This window comes from Shewanella sp. Sh95 (assembly GCF_001308045.1).
GTDB lineage: Bacteria > Pseudomonadota > Gammaproteobacteria > Enterobacterales > Shewanellaceae > Shewanella > Shewanella xiamenensis.
Genome location: NZ_LGYY01000036.1, coordinates 1 through 16,646 on the forward strand (window position 1 = coordinate 1; position 16,646 = coordinate 16,646).

The following is a 16,646-nucleotide window of genomic DNA, read 5'->3' on the forward strand; positions in this document are numbered from 1 at the left end:
GAGGCCCGAAGGTCCCCCTCTTTCCCCCGTAGGGCGTATGCGGTATTAGCAGTCGTTTCCAACTGTTATCCCCCTCGACTGGGCAGATCCCTAGGCATTACTCACCCGTCCGCCGCTCGCCACCTCATAAGTAAACTTACTTGTGCTGCCGCTCGACTTGCATGTGTTAGGCCTGCCGCCAGCGTTCAATCTGAGCCATGATCAAACTCTTCAATTAAAGTTTTTTGTTTAACTCGCGTTAAACGACTCAATGAATTCTACTGTTTTGATTCGCGTTGCTCACTAAGAAGCATCGCGTTTCAATTCATACATTACTGTATGTACATATTGCTATGAACACTCATTCATTGATTTAATTTTTTGATTACTCGCCAAACTGCAGAGTAATTTCGATTAACTCAACACCTGTGAGTGTCCACACAGATTTGCTTGATAAATTGTTAAAGAGCGTGGTTATTTACCTTAAGCATTTAGCGCTTTTGGCTTTCACCGTTGACCCCGCTGGGCCAGTGGATGCGCATTATAGGGATGCCAGATTTTACCGCAACCCCTTTAGGCAAAATAATTAGAAAAAGCGACGTGAATGCGCATTTTTTAAACCAAACCTAGGTTTTAGCGCCTATTTCGCTGTAATTTCCATCACTTTGGCTATCTTTATCGCCTGATAACGCCGTTAGCATCGGTCACTAAGCAAAACGATAAAGCCAATACCGCACTTTTTTGTTGTTAAGCTCGCGCTTCAAGTTCAATCTCACGGTTCAAATAGATTGATGCACGCTTTAAGTTGCAAGAATAGGCTACTTCTTTAAAAAAACCGGTACATCGGCAATGCTATCGAGCACCGTAGACGCCTCACTATCATCAGCAATGGCTTTACCAGTACGGACGAGGATACGTGTCGGCACCCCTGCTGCTTTGGCCGCGAGCATATCGTCGGCTTTATCTCCTACCATCACAGATTGGGACAAATCGATTTTCAAAAATTTTGCGGCGTCGAGTAACATTCCTGGTTTGGGTTTGCGACAGTCGCAATCGACTTTATATTCACCAATCCCTTTTTCATTATGGTGCGGGCAATAATAAATACCATCGAGGTCGACACCTTTATCGGCAAAGTTCCAATCCATCCATTCGGTGAGACTGTGGAATTGGTCTTCGGTATACATGCCACGGGCAATTCCCGACTGATTAGTGACCACCACCAATTTGTATCCCATTTGCTTTAATGCAAGGCACGCCTCAAATACGCCTTCAATATATTCAAAGTCATCTACCTGATGCACATAACCATGATCTTTGTTGATCACACCATCACGGTCCAAAAAAACGGCTCGATTGACTGCACTCACAGTACTACTCCACTCACAAAAAACAGCGCTTAATGCGTAATTTTACTATTATTCCATCCATTGCAAAAAATTGCACCGCGAAGTTGACGGATACCACTTAGCAATTTGAGTTTGATTCATATTCTGACAATTCATTTGCGATAGTAACGCCTATAAATGGTCGATTAACACATCTTTAAGGGCGAATTCGTCCGCGAATAATTGTTTTTGCCATCTAGTCGATACGCAGCTCAATCGAGCTTTCCCTTTATTTGTGCTGTTTTTAACGGTAATCTTGCACGGATAACAATAAAACACCTAAAAATAGACGGTCATAATGAGTCGAACTACGCCTATAGTCCATAAAACCCGCACCCAGTTAGTTGTAGAGGTGCTCAGAGAGAAAATACTTTCTGGTGATATAGCCGCAGGAGAACCACTCAGACAAAGCGCACTAGCCGAAGCATTGAATGTTAGCCGCATTCCGGTAAGAGAAGCCTTGCTGCAACTTGAAGCTGAAGGGCTGGTAAAATTCGAACCCCATAAAGGGGCAACGGCGACTGAATTATCCGTTGAACAAGTGACCGAGCTGTTTGAGTTGCGCGCCATGATCGAGACGGATCTGCTCGCCAAAGCCATTCCACGACTTCAAGAAGAAGATTTAATAAGAGCTGAACGCGTATTAGAACAATTGGAATCAGCCTTTAAACATGAAGATGCAGTCGCCAGTTGGAGCGAGCTAAATACACAGTTTCATACCTGTTTATACCAAGCCGCCAATCGCCCACATACGCTAGAGGTCGTGCATGGCCTCAATACCAACTGCGATAGATATATTCGTTTGCAATTACTGCTCGCAGGAGGCATTCCCGCAGCAGAGCACGAGCACCGCGAACTGCTCAATTATTGTAAGCAAAGAGAAACAGAGAAAGCCACGGCGTTACTGCGACATCATATTTTGCATGCCGCAATGACAATTCGGGATCTGGTCGCCAAACAGGTGGTATAGATCACGGACTGTCATTCGTTATACCGATAAGCTTTGTTGTCGATTTGAGGCAGCACTAAAGGTTCTGCCTTTTTTATTTGAGAGAAAACACCATGCAGTACGCCACAATCACTGGCTGGGGAAAATGTGTTCCACCCGCCACTTTGACTAACGATGATCTTGCCACTTTTATCGAAACGTCCGATGAATGGATTAAATCACGCACAGGGATCAGTCAACGTCATATCAGCCATGTGAACACCTCGGAATTAGCCTCAGTTGCCGCCAAGCGTGCGCTTGCAGCGGCTGGGATTGAGGGCAGCGAAATTGATATGATCATTTTAGCCAGCGCTAGCCCAGATACTTTGATCCCCAATATAGCCTCAACAGTGCAGGCCAATATTGGTGCAAGCTGCGCAGCCTTTGATATCAACGCCGCCTGCAGTGGTTTTTTGTACGGCTTAGGTTTAGCGAGCTCACAGATCAAGAGTGGTCAATGCAAGAAAGTCCTCGTTGTGGGCGCCGAACGCTTATCTTTCTACCTCGATTGGTCTCGCCGTGAAACCGCCGTATTGTTTGGTGATGGCGCAGGCGCAGTTGTCGTGGAAGCGACCGATGTTCCCGGTGGCGTATTAGGTTATGAGCTGAATAACGATCCCGATGGTAGAGACATCCTCAAAGCGGGTTTCGGTACCGCGATGGATCGATTCTCCGCCGAATCATTAGACTTTTACATCCAATTTGATGGCCAAGAAATTTTTAAACGCGCCATTAATGGTATGAATAAGCTAAGCACTCAAGTGCTGGAAAAATGTGGCGTCGATAAGGATGAAGTTGATTTAGTGATCCCACATCAAGCGAACGAGCGCATTATTGATACCCTCGTTAGCCGCATGAAGATCCCTAAAGAAAAAGCCTTTGTGAATATTGCTAACTATGGCAATACATCAGCGGCAACGATTCCAATTGCGATTTGTGATGCACTCGAAAAAGGGTTAATTAAACCTAACCAAACCATTCTTTCTTGTGCCTTTGGTGCGGGATTAACCTCTGCTGCATTGCTATTGCAATGGGGTGAACGTGTCACGCCAGTGCAAATCAGTGATGCCCAATTACCGCCTTGCGATCAAACTGGCATTGAGTTGGTAAAACGCGCTGTAGATTATTTCTGTAAGTAAGTTTATGCATATAAAGGCCATCATTGGATGGCCTTTATATATCTGTAAGCGCTGATGCTAAATGCATTTCATCCCAGTAAATCCCCTGCCCAAAATAAGCTGCGAGTTTTTGATTTAACTCATTAAAGCTTTTAATCGCTCGTTCTTCACCGCACAGACATGACCACACAAATCGGTGGCAATTATTGTCAAACAGGTCATATTCACGGTACTGATAAATCGTCCGCTCGGCTCGATTAACAATGGTATTGGCGATAAGCGGTTGATGTTGATGATTACAGGCAATAAAAATTTGGCTACCTGTACGACCCGCTAAAAATCGCTTTACCGATACGGCTCGAACAAGCCCTGAGCCATGTAACTCCACAATGCAATCATCCGCTAACCAAATCCCAGTATGCTCAATCACCCCAAACACATAACAACAAACGATACTTCCAGGTTGTGGCGTGACTTGCTTAAAACCCTTTTGCCATTGGCTCGGCGCAGTAATCATCGCCTGCTTTGTGCTTACTTGGCGAGGAACGCTGCCTAATAGTCGGTTGCGTTCAAGCTGTTGTCGCTTTTCGCGTTCATCGGCGAGCATCAATGCGCCCATCGCTGCACCGCCAATCCATAGTAACGGTAGTGGCATGATCTTCTCCTATTCGCTTAACACTCTATACAACGCAGTAATACTCGCGTGCACCACTTGCTCAACACAACTTGGCAATAGCAACCAATCACCGTATAAGCTAAGCAATCGCAAATGCCTCTCTAGTAGTGAGTGTAGTCAATGAGCCATTAATCAAATATGAAAAGCCTTCTGTTCCAGAAAAGATTGCGAATGAAGTGGCTTAACGTGATTAGGTCAGTAAATCCCCGACCGAAATATCTGCACCTCCCCCCATGGCCGCAACTTGTGCTAATAATAACTCCGCACAGGCTAATGCATCGGTTAATGCACTATGGGCACCGTAAATCGGTAAGTGATAACGCTCTCGACAGGCTCCAAGCCTTAGACTTCCTTCTTTAAGTACCGAATGCTCACGTAATAACCGCTGTTTCTCAAGTACTAAGGTATCTATAGCGGGGAGTAAAACGGCTTGATGGTAGATAGCCAATATATCTTGTTGTAAAAAACGACAATCCAGTGGGGAGTGATGGGCAACTAATACTCGGCCACGGGTTTGAGCAATAAACCATGCCATAGCCTCCTCAATGCTCACCGCTTGGATTAAATGGTTGTCGAGAATCCCATGAATCGTCGCACTTTGGCCGACACTGCCCTTAATTTGCACTAATTTTTGCTGCGCCTCACCAAGGGGGATCACTCCATTTTCAATGGGGACTAAGCCAATGCTTAAGATTTGATCCTGAAGGGGATCTAACCCTGTCATCTCCAAATCCATCGCCATCAAGGGAGCACGATTGATGGGCAGCGCCATCAGCGGGATTAAGGACTGATAATAATCCTTAAATAATTGATGCTGACAGCGCAGTGCTCGCCATTGCAACTTAGCATTAATCAACCAAGCGCCCATTAAAAGCTCCGCATAAATTTCATCTTCATGCCCGACTGGGCGTCATGAACCACCTTGAAGGCATCCCGTAATTGATGCCGAACTAAAGAAGATAAATGTGCGGGTAACAGATAGTTACTAATCTCAAGTCCCTGCGTATGTTGATAACCTTGGTTTGATAACCGCATATGGGCGATAAACTCATGGGCATCGGCTAAGTTAAGCGCATCCTTACGATTAAGAATATTAGCGTCCATCAGTGCCCGAATGCGTTTGGCGGTATTCACTTCTTTAATGCCCGCAGACAGGGCATATACGCGAGCAATATCATTGATCAAAGCATTCCCCTTATGCTTTAAATCAATGCCTTTTACCTCACTGCCATCGCGCTCTAACACAAATTTTCGAAAGAATCCTAAGGGCGGAGACTCGATTAAGGAATTGCCAGTCAAACCCGCGAGAAAAATATCGTTGTCTTTGGTCTGTGCCAACACCTTATCCTGCAATGCATCAAATAATGATAATGGACCAAATACCGAACGCATATCGAAGAAAATACTTGCATGCATCAATGCCTTAGGCTCTGGCGTGACAACCCACTTTTCAAAAACCTGCTGCCATTCTTTGAGCGACATACGCCACTTAGGATTTTGCGCCATGATATTACCAGGGCAAAACGCATAACCACACTGATCAAGCCCTGCACAAACCGCATGGGTTAACGCATCGAAATACCCTTTCGCATAATCATCCATTTCCTCAGCCACCAACAAGCCGTTATCTTGATCCGAACAGGCGGCTTGGTCTTGCCGCCCCTGCGAGCCAAAGGCTAACCAACAAAACGCCATCGGCGCCTCACCGAGAATTTGCTGATTTAACACAATCAAGCGCCGGGTTAAGGCATCGGTGACCGAGGTCAGCACGCGACCAATCTCCTCAGCCCGTGCATCAGCACTGATTAAATTTTGCAATAACAAGGGGATTTGTTTACTAACACTAATGAGACTTGCGAGATCACGTTGGCGCTCGATTTCACCAATGAGGAGTAATGGCTGCGAACCTTGACCGCGTAAAATGTCGGTACTGGTCACCATGCCAATGGCTTTCACTTCCTCGCTATTTTGCTCATCAATAATCGGCAGATGGTGAATATTATGTTCACTCATCAATAGCATAGCTTCAAAGATCAAGGCATTCGATGAAATCGAAATCGGTGAAGTCGTCATGGCTTGATGCACGGCAATTCGGCCATCAAGCCCTGCGGCGAGCACTCGATTGCGTAAATCTTTATCGGTTAAAATCCCCACCAGCTTACGATTATCGGTGACGAGTAAAGACGATACCCGCGAGTTACGCATCAAAAGGGCTGCTTGCGTTACACTTGCGTGGGCGTCGATCATAATCGGTGAAGATGACATTAAGGTACTAATACGACTGGTGGTCGTCAGATCTTTAGCCTTAAAACGCGCTTCATGGCGTAACCGTTTGGCAAAAGCACGGGTAAAAAATTTATCAAAGTGCCGACTCTCACTTCGTAGCTGATCGAATAATGCCTGTGGTAAGTGGTATACCAAACTGTCTTCAAGAATGGCGACCCGATTGACTACCTTCTCCCCTGACAATAGCGTCGAAAAACCAAAAAACTCCCCTTCAGCGACTCTATCCACTAATACCCCTTCGGGATCGCGCACCTCAAAGGCACCGCTGCGGACCAAATACAATTTCGGCGCATCGGCATCAAATGTCACAAACCCTGAGGCTTTACTGTAATACCCGACGATGACTGACTTAGCACAATGGCGAATGGTTTCGTCAGGCAAAGTATCAAAGGGAGCTGTAGACGTTAAAAACTGCACAACGGGTTGTAATTCGCTGGCGTTCATAGCAACACCTTATTTTAGGTGAATTTTATCCCACTATAACGCGCTCGATTGTTGGGCCATATACGACTAAAGTCAGGCTCAAACTCTGCACTGACACCACCAAAAACAAAAGGACGCAAACGCGTCCTTTTCTCTTAATCTAGGTGAAAGTTAATGGCCGCTGGCCTCACCCGCCCCTTTAGGGAAACGGATAGACTCAACCATTTCCTGCACATGAGCTGGTGCCGCTGCGGTCAGTTTGCAGACAATAGCTGCTACCACAAAGTTCACTAGCATACCCACCATACCGATACCTTCAGGCGAAATACCAAGGAACCAGTTCGCAGGCACGTTTGCAGTCGGATCAACAAACTTGAAGTAGATGATATAACCAGCGGTGAAGAATAAGCCAAGCACCATACCTGAAATAGCACCTTCTTTATTCATGGTCTTAGAGAAGATACCCATGATGATTGCAGGAAACAGAGATGACGCAGCCAAACCGAAGGCGAATGCCACCACCGCCGCCACGAATCCTGGAGGGTTAACCCCGAAGTAACCCGCAATCACAATACCGATACCAGCAGCAAGTCGAGCGTACATTAACTCTTTCTTGTCAGAAATATTTGGCATCAGGTTTTTCTTCATTAAATCGTGTGACACTGATGTAGAGATAACCAACAACAAACCCGCAGAGGTAGATAGCGCCGCAGCGAGACCACCCGCAGCTACCAGCGCAATCACCCAAGCTGGCAGATTCGCGATTTCTGGCGTTGCTAATACGATGATGTCGTTGTCGATTTTCATTTCGTTAGGGCTAGCAGCATCTTCCATTTTGCCTTTGGCATAGTAGATTTTGCCATCACCATTTTTGTCATCCCATTTGATCAGGCCGGTTTTTTCCCAGTTTTTGATCCAATCAGGCGCAGTTTCATAGGCAACACCCTTTTGATCTGGGCCGTTAATGGTTTCGATCATATTGACGCGAGAGAATGCCGCTAATGCAGGAACTGTGGTGTACATGATGGCGATAAACACCAACGCCCAACCCGCTGATATACGAGCATCTTTCACTTTCGGTACGGTGAAGAAACGCACAATAACATGGGGTAAGCCCGCTGTACCGACCATCAAAGCACCAGTAATACAGAACACGTCGATCATGCTCTTAGAACCATCGGTGTAAGGGGCAAAGCCTAAATCCACAGAAAGATTATTCAGTTTCTCTAACAGATAAACGCCAGAATTATTCCCCGCAGCATCGAGTAACTCAGCACCAAAACCAATTTGAGGAATGATATGACCCGTCATCATCACAGACAGGAAGATTGCAGGCACCATAAAGGCGAAGATCAGTACGCAATACTGGGCAACCTGAGTATAGGTAATCCCTTTCATACCACCGAGTACCGCATAGAAAAACACTACGGCCATACCAATATATACGCCGGTATCTACCTCTACCTCAAGGAAGCGCGAGAATACCACGCCCACTCCGCGCATTTGGCCAGCAATGTAAGTAAAGCAAATGAAGATGGCGCAAATAACAGCTACCGTGCGCGCCGCTTGGGAGTAATAACGCTCACCCACGAAATCAGGCACGGTAAACTTACCAAATTTACGTAAGTATGGTGCCATACACAGGGCTAATAAAACGTAACCGCCGGTCCACCCCATCAAGTACACACTGCCGTCATAACCGACGAAAGAGACAATACCCGCCAACGAAATGAAAGATGCCGCAGACATCCAGTCGGCGGCGGTTGCCATGCCGTTTACAACGGGATGAACACCACCACCCGCTACATAGAACTCTTTAGTTGAACCTGCGCGAGTCCAGAGCGCAATCCCAATATAGAGGGCAAACGACAGCCCCACAATCAGATAAGTTAATCCTTGTACACCCATCTCTGTGCTCCTTAGTCTTCTTGTACGTTATATTTTTTATCTAAGGCGTTGGCTTTTGCCGCGTAGACAAAAATAAGCGCAACAAAGACATACATCGATCCCTGTTGAGCAAACCAGAAACCTAATTTGAATCCCATAAAATGGATTTCATTGAGTACATCAACCAATAGAATGCCGCATCCAAACGAAACTGCGGCCCAAATAGCTAATAGGCCCAAAACCAGACGTAAATTCTCGTTCCAGTAACCTTTTGCTTTATCATTATTTTCAAACGCCATAGCGACTCCCCTGTGCTGTTTTATTTTTAAGTCTCGTTAAATCTAGCAACAGCTGGAGTGACCACAATCAAGACCTTAGTCTAATTTGCGAAATACCTCACATAGCAAAAAATAAAATATCATTTAAAACCATAAACTTAACAATGATTTTACATTTTGTTGCAAAAGTCGTTTTTTGAGCAACTTAGACCAATGTCGAAGAACTTAAGGCTAGAAAGAGACAAATTAGCGTGATAAGTGGAACAACTAGAAAGTAGTAATAGCCTGTCATATAAACAAAATATCGTATTACTTCGAGTGTAATACGAGAGCTATCATCTCAATCTACACCACTTAGATTTGCCAGCAGACAAGCAAAAAATAACCCAGCATGGCTGGGTTATGGGAAACTGGGAAACTGGTAAATTGGCGCCAGCATAGACGCCATTATCAACGTTATTATTTAGCGGCTAAGTACTTCACTAACTCGGCCAATTCTTCAGGAGTATGAACCTGAGACGTGACTAAATAACGGCCATTTACCAATAATGATGGCACACCTTTAATCCCGGCCAATTCCGCTTGCGAATCGTAACTCATCAGTGAAAATTTAGCGTCAACAGAATTCATCGCCGCATCCACATCATCAGCTTTAGCACCTTGAGCCACAAAAAAGGCTTTCACTTGCTCAGGGCGGGTAAATTGCTCACCCTTGTCATGAATTTGTTTAAAAATCGCCTCATGGACTTGCTTGGTCATATTGAGCTTTTGCGCGATATAATAAGCCAATTGGCTCAGTTCCCACGCAGGACGCCCCGCCCCCACAGGCGTACGCTCAAAGGCTACATCCTTGCCCAAGAGTTTTACCGTGGAAGCCACAAAGGGTTCCTGTTTGTAGCAATGTGGGCAGTTATAGGAAAAAAACTCTCGCAGCACAGGCTTTTGCGCCTCGCTCATACCTGCGACAGTGACATAATCCTTTCCTTCTTCAAAACTGGCCGCTTGCAGCGCAAAACTGGCGCTTAAGACCAATCCACAGGCCAAAGCAGCCAAAGGTCGAACAAGATTAGTTAGGGTTTTCATATATTCTCTTCTTATTAGTGACTGCATCATTGAATCGTAAGTCGTTTGCAACAGGCACAAGCCATTAAGATACCTCAAAAGATGGCCAAGGTTCTTAAACATTTGTTAACAATAGGCGCTAAATCACCCACTAACAGGCCGCCAGCATCGCAAGGGGCGAAGCAAACTGATACTCAAACCCAAGCTCGCGGACTATCGCATCACCTAGAATGACTTTGCTGGGTTGTAACTGCCCATTAAATTGCGGCGCCGCTAATCCCAAGGACTCGGCAGCCGCCACATAAAATTCGCTTCGCGAAGGATGCTCTGGCGCGCATAGATTATAGATAGAGGCGATCTTCTCTCCCTTTAGCTTAGTGTCAATAATTAAACTCACTGCCGCGACGCAATCCTGTAAATGCACGAGATTGACTGCAACATTACCACCAGCCACATCGGTTTTGCCTGCAAAAAAACGCCCCGGATGACGCTTTGGTCCAACGAGTCCAGCAAAACGCACCACGCAAGTATTAGATTGGTGAGCAAATAAAGCTTCAGCATCCAGTAACACCTGCGCTGAAGGTGACTCGGCCTGGGCATCGGCTTCGGTCATGGATTTATCAAGAGAGGGATAAACGCCCGTGGTGCTAATAAACACTATGCCTTGATATTGCCAGCCTTGGGTTAAGTCGATGAGTTGTTTCAGTTCGTTAAGATAAGCTGTATTACCATGCTTTAGACGAGGAGGAATATTAACAACAAGAAAGTCTGTCTGAAATAAGTCTTGCAACAGCTGTGCATCGGGAACAATATCAGCCTCATCACCAAGTTGTAGTTGGAATGCCTCAACACCCGCGAGTGTTAACGCCGGAAGATCCTCACACTGGCGCTTAGCCCCAGTCACGCGATAACCGGCTTGAACAAGTTGTTTTGCGAGCGCAAAACCGAACCACCCACAGCCTACAACCGCAACACTCTTTTTCTCCACCACAGTGTGTTCCATTATCTCTGACCTACTTACTGCTAATCATATATTTTGGCCAATAGCATACGGAACTCTGGTAAAGGGATTCAAGCTTGTAAGGAACTAAAATAAAAACTAATCCCCTTATCGACCTGCAATGTTCGCCTTGCGCCCTCAGTTAAATCTTCAACTCGCAAAGACTTTTGCACTGTCACGCCCTCATCACTTAAAAAGCGTAACGAGGCTTCACTACCATCTTCTTTACAGGCCCACACCTGAGGCTGACTCACTTCTTTCGTGGTCATAATGACTTTTGCAACGCTATCATCCGATAGCTTAACTAAGGTCCCTGGTGGATAAATACCTAATATCTTGACTAAGACAGAAATCAACGATTCCGAATGTTTACTGGCTCTATTTTTAAATAAGTAACCGAGGGCAACTTGAGGAGAAGAAGCTTGCTGACCACTCAGTTGCTGATCGTAATCATTTGCTAGACTAACGATTTGAGTCACGATGGGAATTTTATGACCTGTGAGCCCATCAGGGAAACCCGAACCATCAACAAACTCATGGTGATGTAACACGATATTTAATACTTCTTTGGGGAACAGCCCTGAACGATTAAGCATGTCATAGCCAAAATTAGGATGCATCTGTAAGTAATTGGCTTCATGGGGAGTCAGAGCACCACGCTTTCGACGGATCACATCGGGCACTTTTAGCTTACCAATATCATGGAATAAACTGCCAAGGGCAATATCGCGCAAATCCCTCGCTGGTAAATCCAGTGCATGACCTATCATCATGGCGAGCACCGCCACTGATACACCATGCTGGGTCACACTCACATCCTTTTCGTCCATCCCAACTAAGGTCAAGAAGGGTTTTTCCACCTCTTGTAAATGACTGAGTAAATCTTCAACTAACGCTGCAGACAGGCGATATGCTCCTTCAGGATCGCTCACTATCTTGCCATACATATTCCGGCACTGATTAACACTCTCTAAAAAACGTTTTTGACTTAAACGCATCGATTTACGGGTATCTGCTTTTAAATCTCGCTCTGGTGGCGCGGCTTCAATATCTTCAATGTCTTCCTCTTCTTCAGCAGTATCAATCTCATCATTACTGCCAGAAATGAGGTAAACATAGGGAACACCAAGCCCCCGGATCATCTCAATCTGAGCCGCACTATTGATATCAACTCGGTTAAATAAGAATGGGTGATTTGTCCACGACAAAGGCAACTTAACCCGCATACCGGGCTGAAGTTCTGAGAGTAGTAATTTTTTATGAGCTGCTTTTGCCACGCAATATGACTCCTTTCATGCACGCAAGAATGCAATATGACTTCTTGGCGCGTACATTTAAGCTAAGTACATATAACTATAGATGATTCAGCAAAATCAGTAAGCTGTTGGTGAAAAAATGCTTATCAAACTGAGGGATAGAACACATAAATTATGCTAACTTCATCGAATAAGACATAAAAAACAGTAATAACAAAGAGATGTAGACTACTATGTTATTTAAGTTTTTATTTCCTTCGGCCAATCCGTGAGGTAATAACGCAGTCGTTTTGACTGATAGACATAAAGACAGGACCAAAACAACACCAAGGCATCGAGTGCCAAACTCCAATGGAATAAAAACTGTCCGTGAATTAACCGCTGAGACAGTAAAACCGCATCAACTAATAACAATAACCACAGTCCCCATTTGAGATGGACAAACAACGGCCGAATCCATGAGGGCGAGCGGCGCCGCTCCGCGAGTACGACAAAATAAAGCACTACAGCACCAAGACCTGCCGCAAGTGCAAGTAAAAAGTCTGATTTTTCAGGATAAAAGAGCCTTACCAATTCAGCTCTATCACTGGCTTGAGTCAAGGAGGCGATAAAAATACACCAGCCTCGCGCGAGGAATGCCAAAATCACATATAAAAAAATCGGCGGTTTAATATGGCCTTTATCATCAAGCCAAGTGATGTGACTAAAATTCAACGGCAATCCATTAAGTAAAAACTTAAGCAATAAATATTAAATGGTGCCTATTGGCGTAATTTCAATGGGAGGGATAAACAAATCAAGCACACTCAACGGTTAGGTCAACATTTCCGCCGTGTGCGCTACCCCATACTCCCTGCGATATGTAGATTTAACCATTTGAACTTAATATGAATAAGGTCGAAGGATTAGCCCCATCGACCTGAACATGACAACCAGCCATAAAATTTCAAAAAGGCACATTAATTTACCGTCATATATGGCCAAATAATTGCCGCGGCGATGCTCCACATAGTCAACCAAATAAAGCGATCTAAGTATCGCCACGCCGCTGGACGACTAAATATCGGCGCCAATAAACGCGCACCAAAACTTAAGCTAAAGAACCAAATAAACGAAGCCAGTACCGCGCCCGCACCAAACCAAGGACGATGGGCATCTTCGAACTGAGTACTAATGCTCCCCAGCAGCACCACTGTATCTAAATAAAGGTGTGGATTAAGCAGGCTGATCCCAAGTGTGGTCAGCATGGCCTTACGCAAAGTGTCGGCATTTTGCGCATTATCCATCTCCATCCCTTTAGCGACAAACGAGGCTTTAAGTGCATTCGCACCATACCAAATCAAAAAGGCGGCACCACCAAAACTAGCCACATGTTTGATAGTCGGAAAGGCTTCAATAATATGCCCAAGCCCAGCAACCCCCGCAGTGATCATTAAGGCATCGATGATTGAACAAAGCAGCGCAATCGGCAAAGGATAAGCTCGCTTAATCCCCTGCTTTAGCACAAATGCATTTTGCGCCCCTACGGCAATGATCAAACTACCACCAATGCCCATACCTTGTATAAACGCCGTTTGCATAACTACCTCTCATGTCTGAAGAAGGCGCTAGCATAGACAAAACAACAAAATTAATATAACTAATGTTTTTTATGTATCATAAGTAAAATTAATAACCTTAAGGACGGCAATCATGTTGGAATACGCCAATCTTAAAGCGCTTGCGGTCGTCGTCTCCGAAGGCGGCTTCGAGCGCGCCGCAAAAGTGCTGCACATTACCCAATCAGCAGTGTCACAACGCGTTAGGCAATTAGAAGAACGAGTCGGCCAATCCTTACTTATCCGCTCAACACCTGTGGTGGCGACCCCAACAGGGAAGCGTTTATTGCGCCACTATTCACAGGTGCAACTACTCGAGAGTGAATTGAGAGCCGAGTTAGATGCCGATGACCCAAATCATCCAACGACGGTGCGAATTGCAGTCAATGCCGACAGTTTAGCGACATGGTTTTTGCCCGCATTGGCCGATATGTTCAGCCGACATGCTTGGCTGCTCGAATTGATTGTCGATGATGAGTCCTACACCCATCACCTACTGAAAAACGGTGAGGCCGTCGGTTGCGTGACCACGACAGCCAACCCCATGGCCGGTTGTAGCAGCGAGTTTTTAGGAACCATGGAATATATGTGCGTCGCCACCCCAGCATTTGCGGCGCGTTATTTCGAATGGGCAAAAAATAGCGATAATGTCGGCGCTCAAATAACCCAAGCGCAGCTTGCGAAAGCCCCGGCTGTGGTGTTTTCGACCAAAGATAAAATGCATGAAAAGTATCTCGCCCAGTATTTTCAAATGTTGCCAGGTCAATGGTGGCAACACAGCATTCCCTCATCGGAGAGTTTTTTAGAGGCGATTAACTTAAGTCTGGGTTACGGTTTAGTGGGTCACTTACAGGCAAAACCCTTGATAGACAAAGGCATATTAATTGAGCTCACCCCAGAAAAACGCATTCGGGTGCCCCTCTATTGGCAGCATTGGAATATCAAAGCGAAACAAACCACTTTGGTTTATCGGGCGCTTGCCGCCACCGCACAGCATCTATTACAGCAATAATGAGTGCAGCAAGAGTGAGTAAAACAATTGTTAGTACAAATAGTTAGCGGATAAAAAAACTGAGCACTCGTGCCCAGTTTTGAACTATTAGTTTTTACCTATTACCAGCGGCTTAGGCTTCTGCCGAATCCGCCTTCACCTGCGCTATCGCCACAGGTTCAATCTCGGTTTTAGGCCAAGCATTGATCACCGCTTTCACTAAGGAAGCTAATGGAATGGCAAAGAACACACCCCAAACGCCCCATAAACCACCGAAAACTAATACAGCAGCAATAATGATCACCGGATGCAAATCCACCGCATCGGAAAACAGGATAGGTACAAGTACGTTACCATCCAAGGCCTGAATAATGCCGTAACCTAGCATTAAATAACCAAACTCAGAGCTAAAACCCCACTGGAAAAAGGCCACCAGCATAATGGGTAGAGTCACTAAGGTCGCGCCCACATAGGGAATCAACACCGACAACCCGGTCAACACCCCCAGTAAGGCCGAGTATCTCAGCCCCATAAAGGCAAAGAAGATGTAGCTCGCCACCCCGACAATCACAATCTCAATCACTTTGCCGCGAATATAGTTAAAGATCTGTTGGTGCATTTCAAACCACACTTTTCGAGCCAACTGGCGATTGGTGGGGAAAAAACGCTTACTACCGCGGATCAGTTGATCTTTATCCTTAAGAAAAAAGAACACCAACAATGGCACTAAAATAGCGTACACCATCAGCACCAATAATGACGCAGAGTAACCAATCAGCTGTTTCGCAATGTCGAGCACATGTTGTGTATCAAGTAATTTCTTCAACTCGGAGACCATTAAATCGAGCTGTTCAGTACTTATAAATTTAGGATACTGGGTCGCTAACCCCTGCAAGGTCAGTAGCCCTTTATCTATCATATTCGGTAAATCCGTCATCAGACTTACCCCTTGACGCCACACGCTGGGGATTAGCCCAAAGGTCAGCAACACCACTATCCCTAAAAACAGCACTAGCACTAAGGAAGCCCCCGTCGTGCGATTAATCCCCAATTTCAGCATTTGCGCCACGGGCCATTCGAGTAAAAAAGCCAACACCAGAGCAACAAGTAGCGGGGCTAACAAACCACCAGCAAAATAAAGTACTAACGCTAAACCCACTAGAATGGCCAATAAGGTGACGGCCTGTGGATCACTAAATCGCTCTTGATACCAACGAGAAAAAAAACTAAACATGCATTCATTCCAATGGGGGTTGGCTTTCCCAACAGGCAGGAAAGTGACTTATGAGTTAACCTTATCGCAGTAGATTAACTGTGTATATGCTTGAAAATCAGTTAACTGCTAACTATGACTGACAAGCCTAGGTTAAGTTGCAGTCAGCTAGCTAACTCGCCATTTTGACTGCGGCATTGAATCATGCTTTGTGTATGATTATCCCTGCGATAAATCAACTTTTGTAATTAATAGGCCTAACTGACTCGCATCATCGTGTAACGTCACGACCTGATGGCCCTGTTTTTTTAAAAAAGTGGGAACATCTCGGCGGGAACCTGGGTCTGAGAGTAGGATATGTAAGCTGTCACCAGCAGACACAGACTTCAACGCAAGTTTGACCTTAACCAAGGGAACGGGGCAGCGCAATGATGTTAAATCAATAAAAATCATAATGAACTTGCTATGAACGAACTTGGCTATTATCCTAAGTTGCAATTCAA

The 16,646-nt window shown here is 45.4% G+C and carries 16 protein-coding genes and 1 rRNA gene; 3 read left to right on the forward strand and 14 right to left on the reverse strand.

Annotated features, from left to right (window positions below):
• Positions 1-217, reverse strand: a 16S ribosomal RNA gene (locus AEA42_RS03110); the annotation flags it as partial.
• A gap of 580 nt (positions 218-797) precedes the next feature.
• Complete coding sequence (gene gmhB / locus AEA42_RS03115; RefSeq protein WP_047533579.1) at positions 798-1,349, reverse strand: D-glycero-beta-D-manno-heptose 1,7-bisphosphate 7-phosphatase; 552 nt, start codon at positions 1,347-1,349, stop codon at positions 798-800.
• Positions 1,350-1,665: 316 nt separating this feature from the next.
• On the opposite strand from gmhB, the gene AEA42_RS03120 reads away from it, so the two are divergent.
• Together AEA42_RS03120 and AEA42_RS03125 are read left to right on the forward strand one after the other, a co-directional pair.
• Positions 1,666-2,337, forward strand: coding sequence for a GntR family transcriptional regulator (locus tag AEA42_RS03120; RefSeq protein WP_037419935.1), 672 nt, complete (start codon positions 1,666-1,668; stop codon positions 2,335-2,337).
• 92 nt (positions 2,338-2,429) lie between these two features.
• Positions 2,430-3,494 (forward strand): ketoacyl-ACP synthase III, encoded by a 1,065-nt coding sequence (locus AEA42_RS03125; protein ID WP_055646937.1) that lies wholly within the window; start codon positions 2,430-2,432, stop codon positions 3,492-3,494.
• A 34-nt stretch (positions 3,495-3,528) separates the two neighbouring features.
• On the opposite strand, the gene AEA42_RS03130 is transcribed toward AEA42_RS03125, so the two are convergent.
• The 10 genes from AEA42_RS03130 to AEA42_RS03175 all read right to left on the reverse strand — a co-directional run bounded on the left by AEA42_RS03130 (position 3,529) and on the right by AEA42_RS03175 (position 13,921).
• Positions 3,529-4,128: a lecithin retinol acyltransferase family protein gene (locus AEA42_RS03130; protein WP_055646938.1), complete on the reverse strand. Its 600-nt coding sequence runs from the start codon at positions 4,126-4,128 to the stop codon at positions 3,529-3,531.
• 211 nt (positions 4,129-4,339) lie between these two features.
• Positions 4,340-5,017 carry an exonuclease domain-containing protein gene (locus tag AEA42_RS03135; RefSeq protein ID WP_047533629.1) on the reverse strand — a complete coding sequence of 226 codons (678 nt, stop codon included), beginning with the start codon at positions 5,015-5,017 and terminating at the stop codon, positions 4,340-4,342.
• Positions 5,017-6,879, reverse strand: coding sequence for a DUF294 nucleotidyltransferase-like domain-containing protein (locus AEA42_RS03140; protein WP_037426795.1), 1,863 nt, complete (start codon positions 6,877-6,879; stop codon positions 5,017-5,019). The genes AEA42_RS03135 and AEA42_RS03140 overlap by 1 nt, the downstream gene beginning before the upstream one ends.
• Before the next feature lie 150 nt (positions 6,880-7,029).
• Positions 7,030-8,766, reverse strand: a complete 1,737-nt coding sequence (locus tag AEA42_RS03145) for a sodium:solute symporter family protein (RefSeq protein WP_037419920.1) — start codon at positions 8,764-8,766, stop codon at positions 7,030-7,032.
• 11 nt (positions 8,767-8,777) lie between these two features.
• Positions 8,778-9,044: a DUF4212 domain-containing protein gene (locus AEA42_RS03150; protein WP_011622295.1), complete on the reverse strand. Its 267-nt coding sequence runs from the start codon at positions 9,042-9,044 to the stop codon at positions 8,778-8,780.
• Positions 9,045-9,482: 438 nt separating this feature from the next.
• Positions 9,483-10,106, reverse strand: coding sequence for a thiol:disulfide interchange protein DsbA/DsbL (locus AEA42_RS03155; protein ID WP_055646939.1), 624 nt, complete (start codon positions 10,104-10,106; stop codon positions 9,483-9,485).
• A gap of 130 nt (positions 10,107-10,236) precedes the next feature.
• The gene (locus AEA42_RS03160) at positions 10,237-11,088 is read right to left on the reverse strand and encodes an NAD-dependent epimerase/dehydratase family protein (protein WP_055646940.1); all 852 of its coding nucleotides are present in this window, start codon (positions 11,086-11,088) and stop codon (positions 10,237-10,239) included.
• 68 nt (positions 11,089-11,156) lie between these two features.
• Positions 11,157-12,362: an HD-GYP domain-containing protein gene (locus tag AEA42_RS03165; protein WP_055646941.1), complete on the reverse strand. Its 1,206-nt coding sequence runs from the start codon at positions 12,360-12,362 to the stop codon at positions 11,157-11,159.
• Between the two features lie 219 nt (positions 12,363-12,581).
• Entirely contained in the window at positions 12,582-13,055 is a 474-nt protein-coding gene (locus tag AEA42_RS03170; protein WP_037426787.1) for a DUF2919 domain-containing protein, read from the reverse strand.
• A gap of 245 nt (positions 13,056-13,300) precedes the next feature.
• The gene (locus AEA42_RS03175; protein ID WP_023266289.1) at positions 13,301-13,921 is read right to left on the reverse strand and encodes a LysE/ArgO family amino acid transporter; all 621 of its coding nucleotides are present in this window, start codon (positions 13,919-13,921) and stop codon (positions 13,301-13,303) included.
• Positions 13,922-14,033: 112 nt separating this feature from the next.
• On the opposite strand from AEA42_RS03175, the gene AEA42_RS03180 reads away from it, so the two are divergent.
• Positions 14,034-14,951, forward strand: coding sequence for a LysR family transcriptional regulator ArgP (locus AEA42_RS03180; protein WP_037426785.1), 918 nt, complete (start codon positions 14,034-14,036; stop codon positions 14,949-14,951).
• A gap of 112 nt (positions 14,952-15,063) precedes the next feature.
• Here the strand turns inward: AEA42_RS03180 and AEA42_RS03185 are convergent, their stop codons facing one another.
• Together AEA42_RS03185 and AEA42_RS03190 are read right to left on the reverse strand one after the other, a co-directional pair.
• Positions 15,064-16,164 carry an AI-2E family transporter gene (locus AEA42_RS03185; protein WP_037419898.1) on the reverse strand — a complete coding sequence of 367 codons (1,101 nt, stop codon included), beginning with the start codon at positions 16,162-16,164 and terminating at the stop codon, positions 15,064-15,066.
• 198 nt (positions 16,165-16,362) lie between these two features.
• The gene (locus tag AEA42_RS03190) at positions 16,363-16,596 is read right to left on the reverse strand and encodes a sulfurtransferase TusA family protein (RefSeq protein ID WP_037419895.1); all 234 of its coding nucleotides are present in this window, start codon (positions 16,594-16,596) and stop codon (positions 16,363-16,365) included.
• Positions 16,597-16,646: the final 50 nt, after the last annotated feature.

Excerpts from the sequence above, each read along its gene's own strand:
- AEA42_RS03185 (WP_037419898.1), bottom strand. The coding sequence starts at position 16,164 with ATGTTTAGTTTTTTTTCTCGTTGGTATCAAGAGCGATTTAGTGATCCA.
- AEA42_RS03155 (WP_055646939.1), bottom strand. The coding sequence starts at position 10,106 with ATGAAAACCCTAACTAATCTTGTTCGACCTTTGGCTGCTTTGGCCTGT.
- AEA42_RS03145 (WP_037419920.1), bottom strand. The coding sequence starts at position 8,766 with ATGGGTGTACAAGGATTAACTTATCTGATTGTGGGGCTGTCGTTTGCC.
- AEA42_RS03175 (WP_023266289.1), bottom strand. The coding sequence starts at position 13,921 with ATGCAAACGGCGTTTATACAAGGTATGGGCATTGGTGGTAGTTTGATC.
- AEA42_RS03130 (WP_055646938.1), bottom strand. The coding sequence starts at position 4,128 with ATGCCACTACCGTTACTATGGATTGGCGGTGCAGCGATGGGCGCATTG.
- AEA42_RS03140 (WP_037426795.1), bottom strand. The coding sequence starts at position 6,879 with ATGAACGCCAGCGAATTACAACCCGTTGTGCAGTTTTTAACGTCTACA.
- AEA42_RS03160 (WP_055646940.1), bottom strand. The coding sequence starts at position 11,088 with ATGGAACACACTGTGGTGGAGAAAAAGAGTGTTGCGGTTGTAGGCTGT.
- AEA42_RS03135 (WP_047533629.1), bottom strand. The coding sequence starts at position 5,017 with ATGGGCGCTTGGTTGATTAATGCTAAGTTGCAATGGCGAGCACTGCGC.
- AEA42_RS03180 (WP_037426785.1), top strand. The coding sequence starts at position 14,034 with ATGTTGGAATACGCCAATCTTAAAGCGCTTGCGGTCGTCGTCTCCGAA.
- AEA42_RS03125 (WP_055646937.1), top strand. The coding sequence starts at position 2,430 with ATGCAGTACGCCACAATCACTGGCTGGGGAAAATGTGTTCCACCCGCC.
- AEA42_RS03150 (WP_011622295.1), bottom strand. The coding sequence starts at position 9,044 with ATGGCGTTTGAAAATAATGATAAAGCAAAAGGTTACTGGAACGAGAAT.
- AEA42_RS03190 (WP_037419895.1), bottom strand. The coding sequence starts at position 16,596 with ATGATTTTTATTGATTTAACATCATTGCGCTGCCCCGTTCCCTTGGTT.
- AEA42_RS03120 (WP_037419935.1), top strand. The coding sequence starts at position 1,666 with ATGAGTCGAACTACGCCTATAGTCCATAAAACCCGCACCCAGTTAGTT.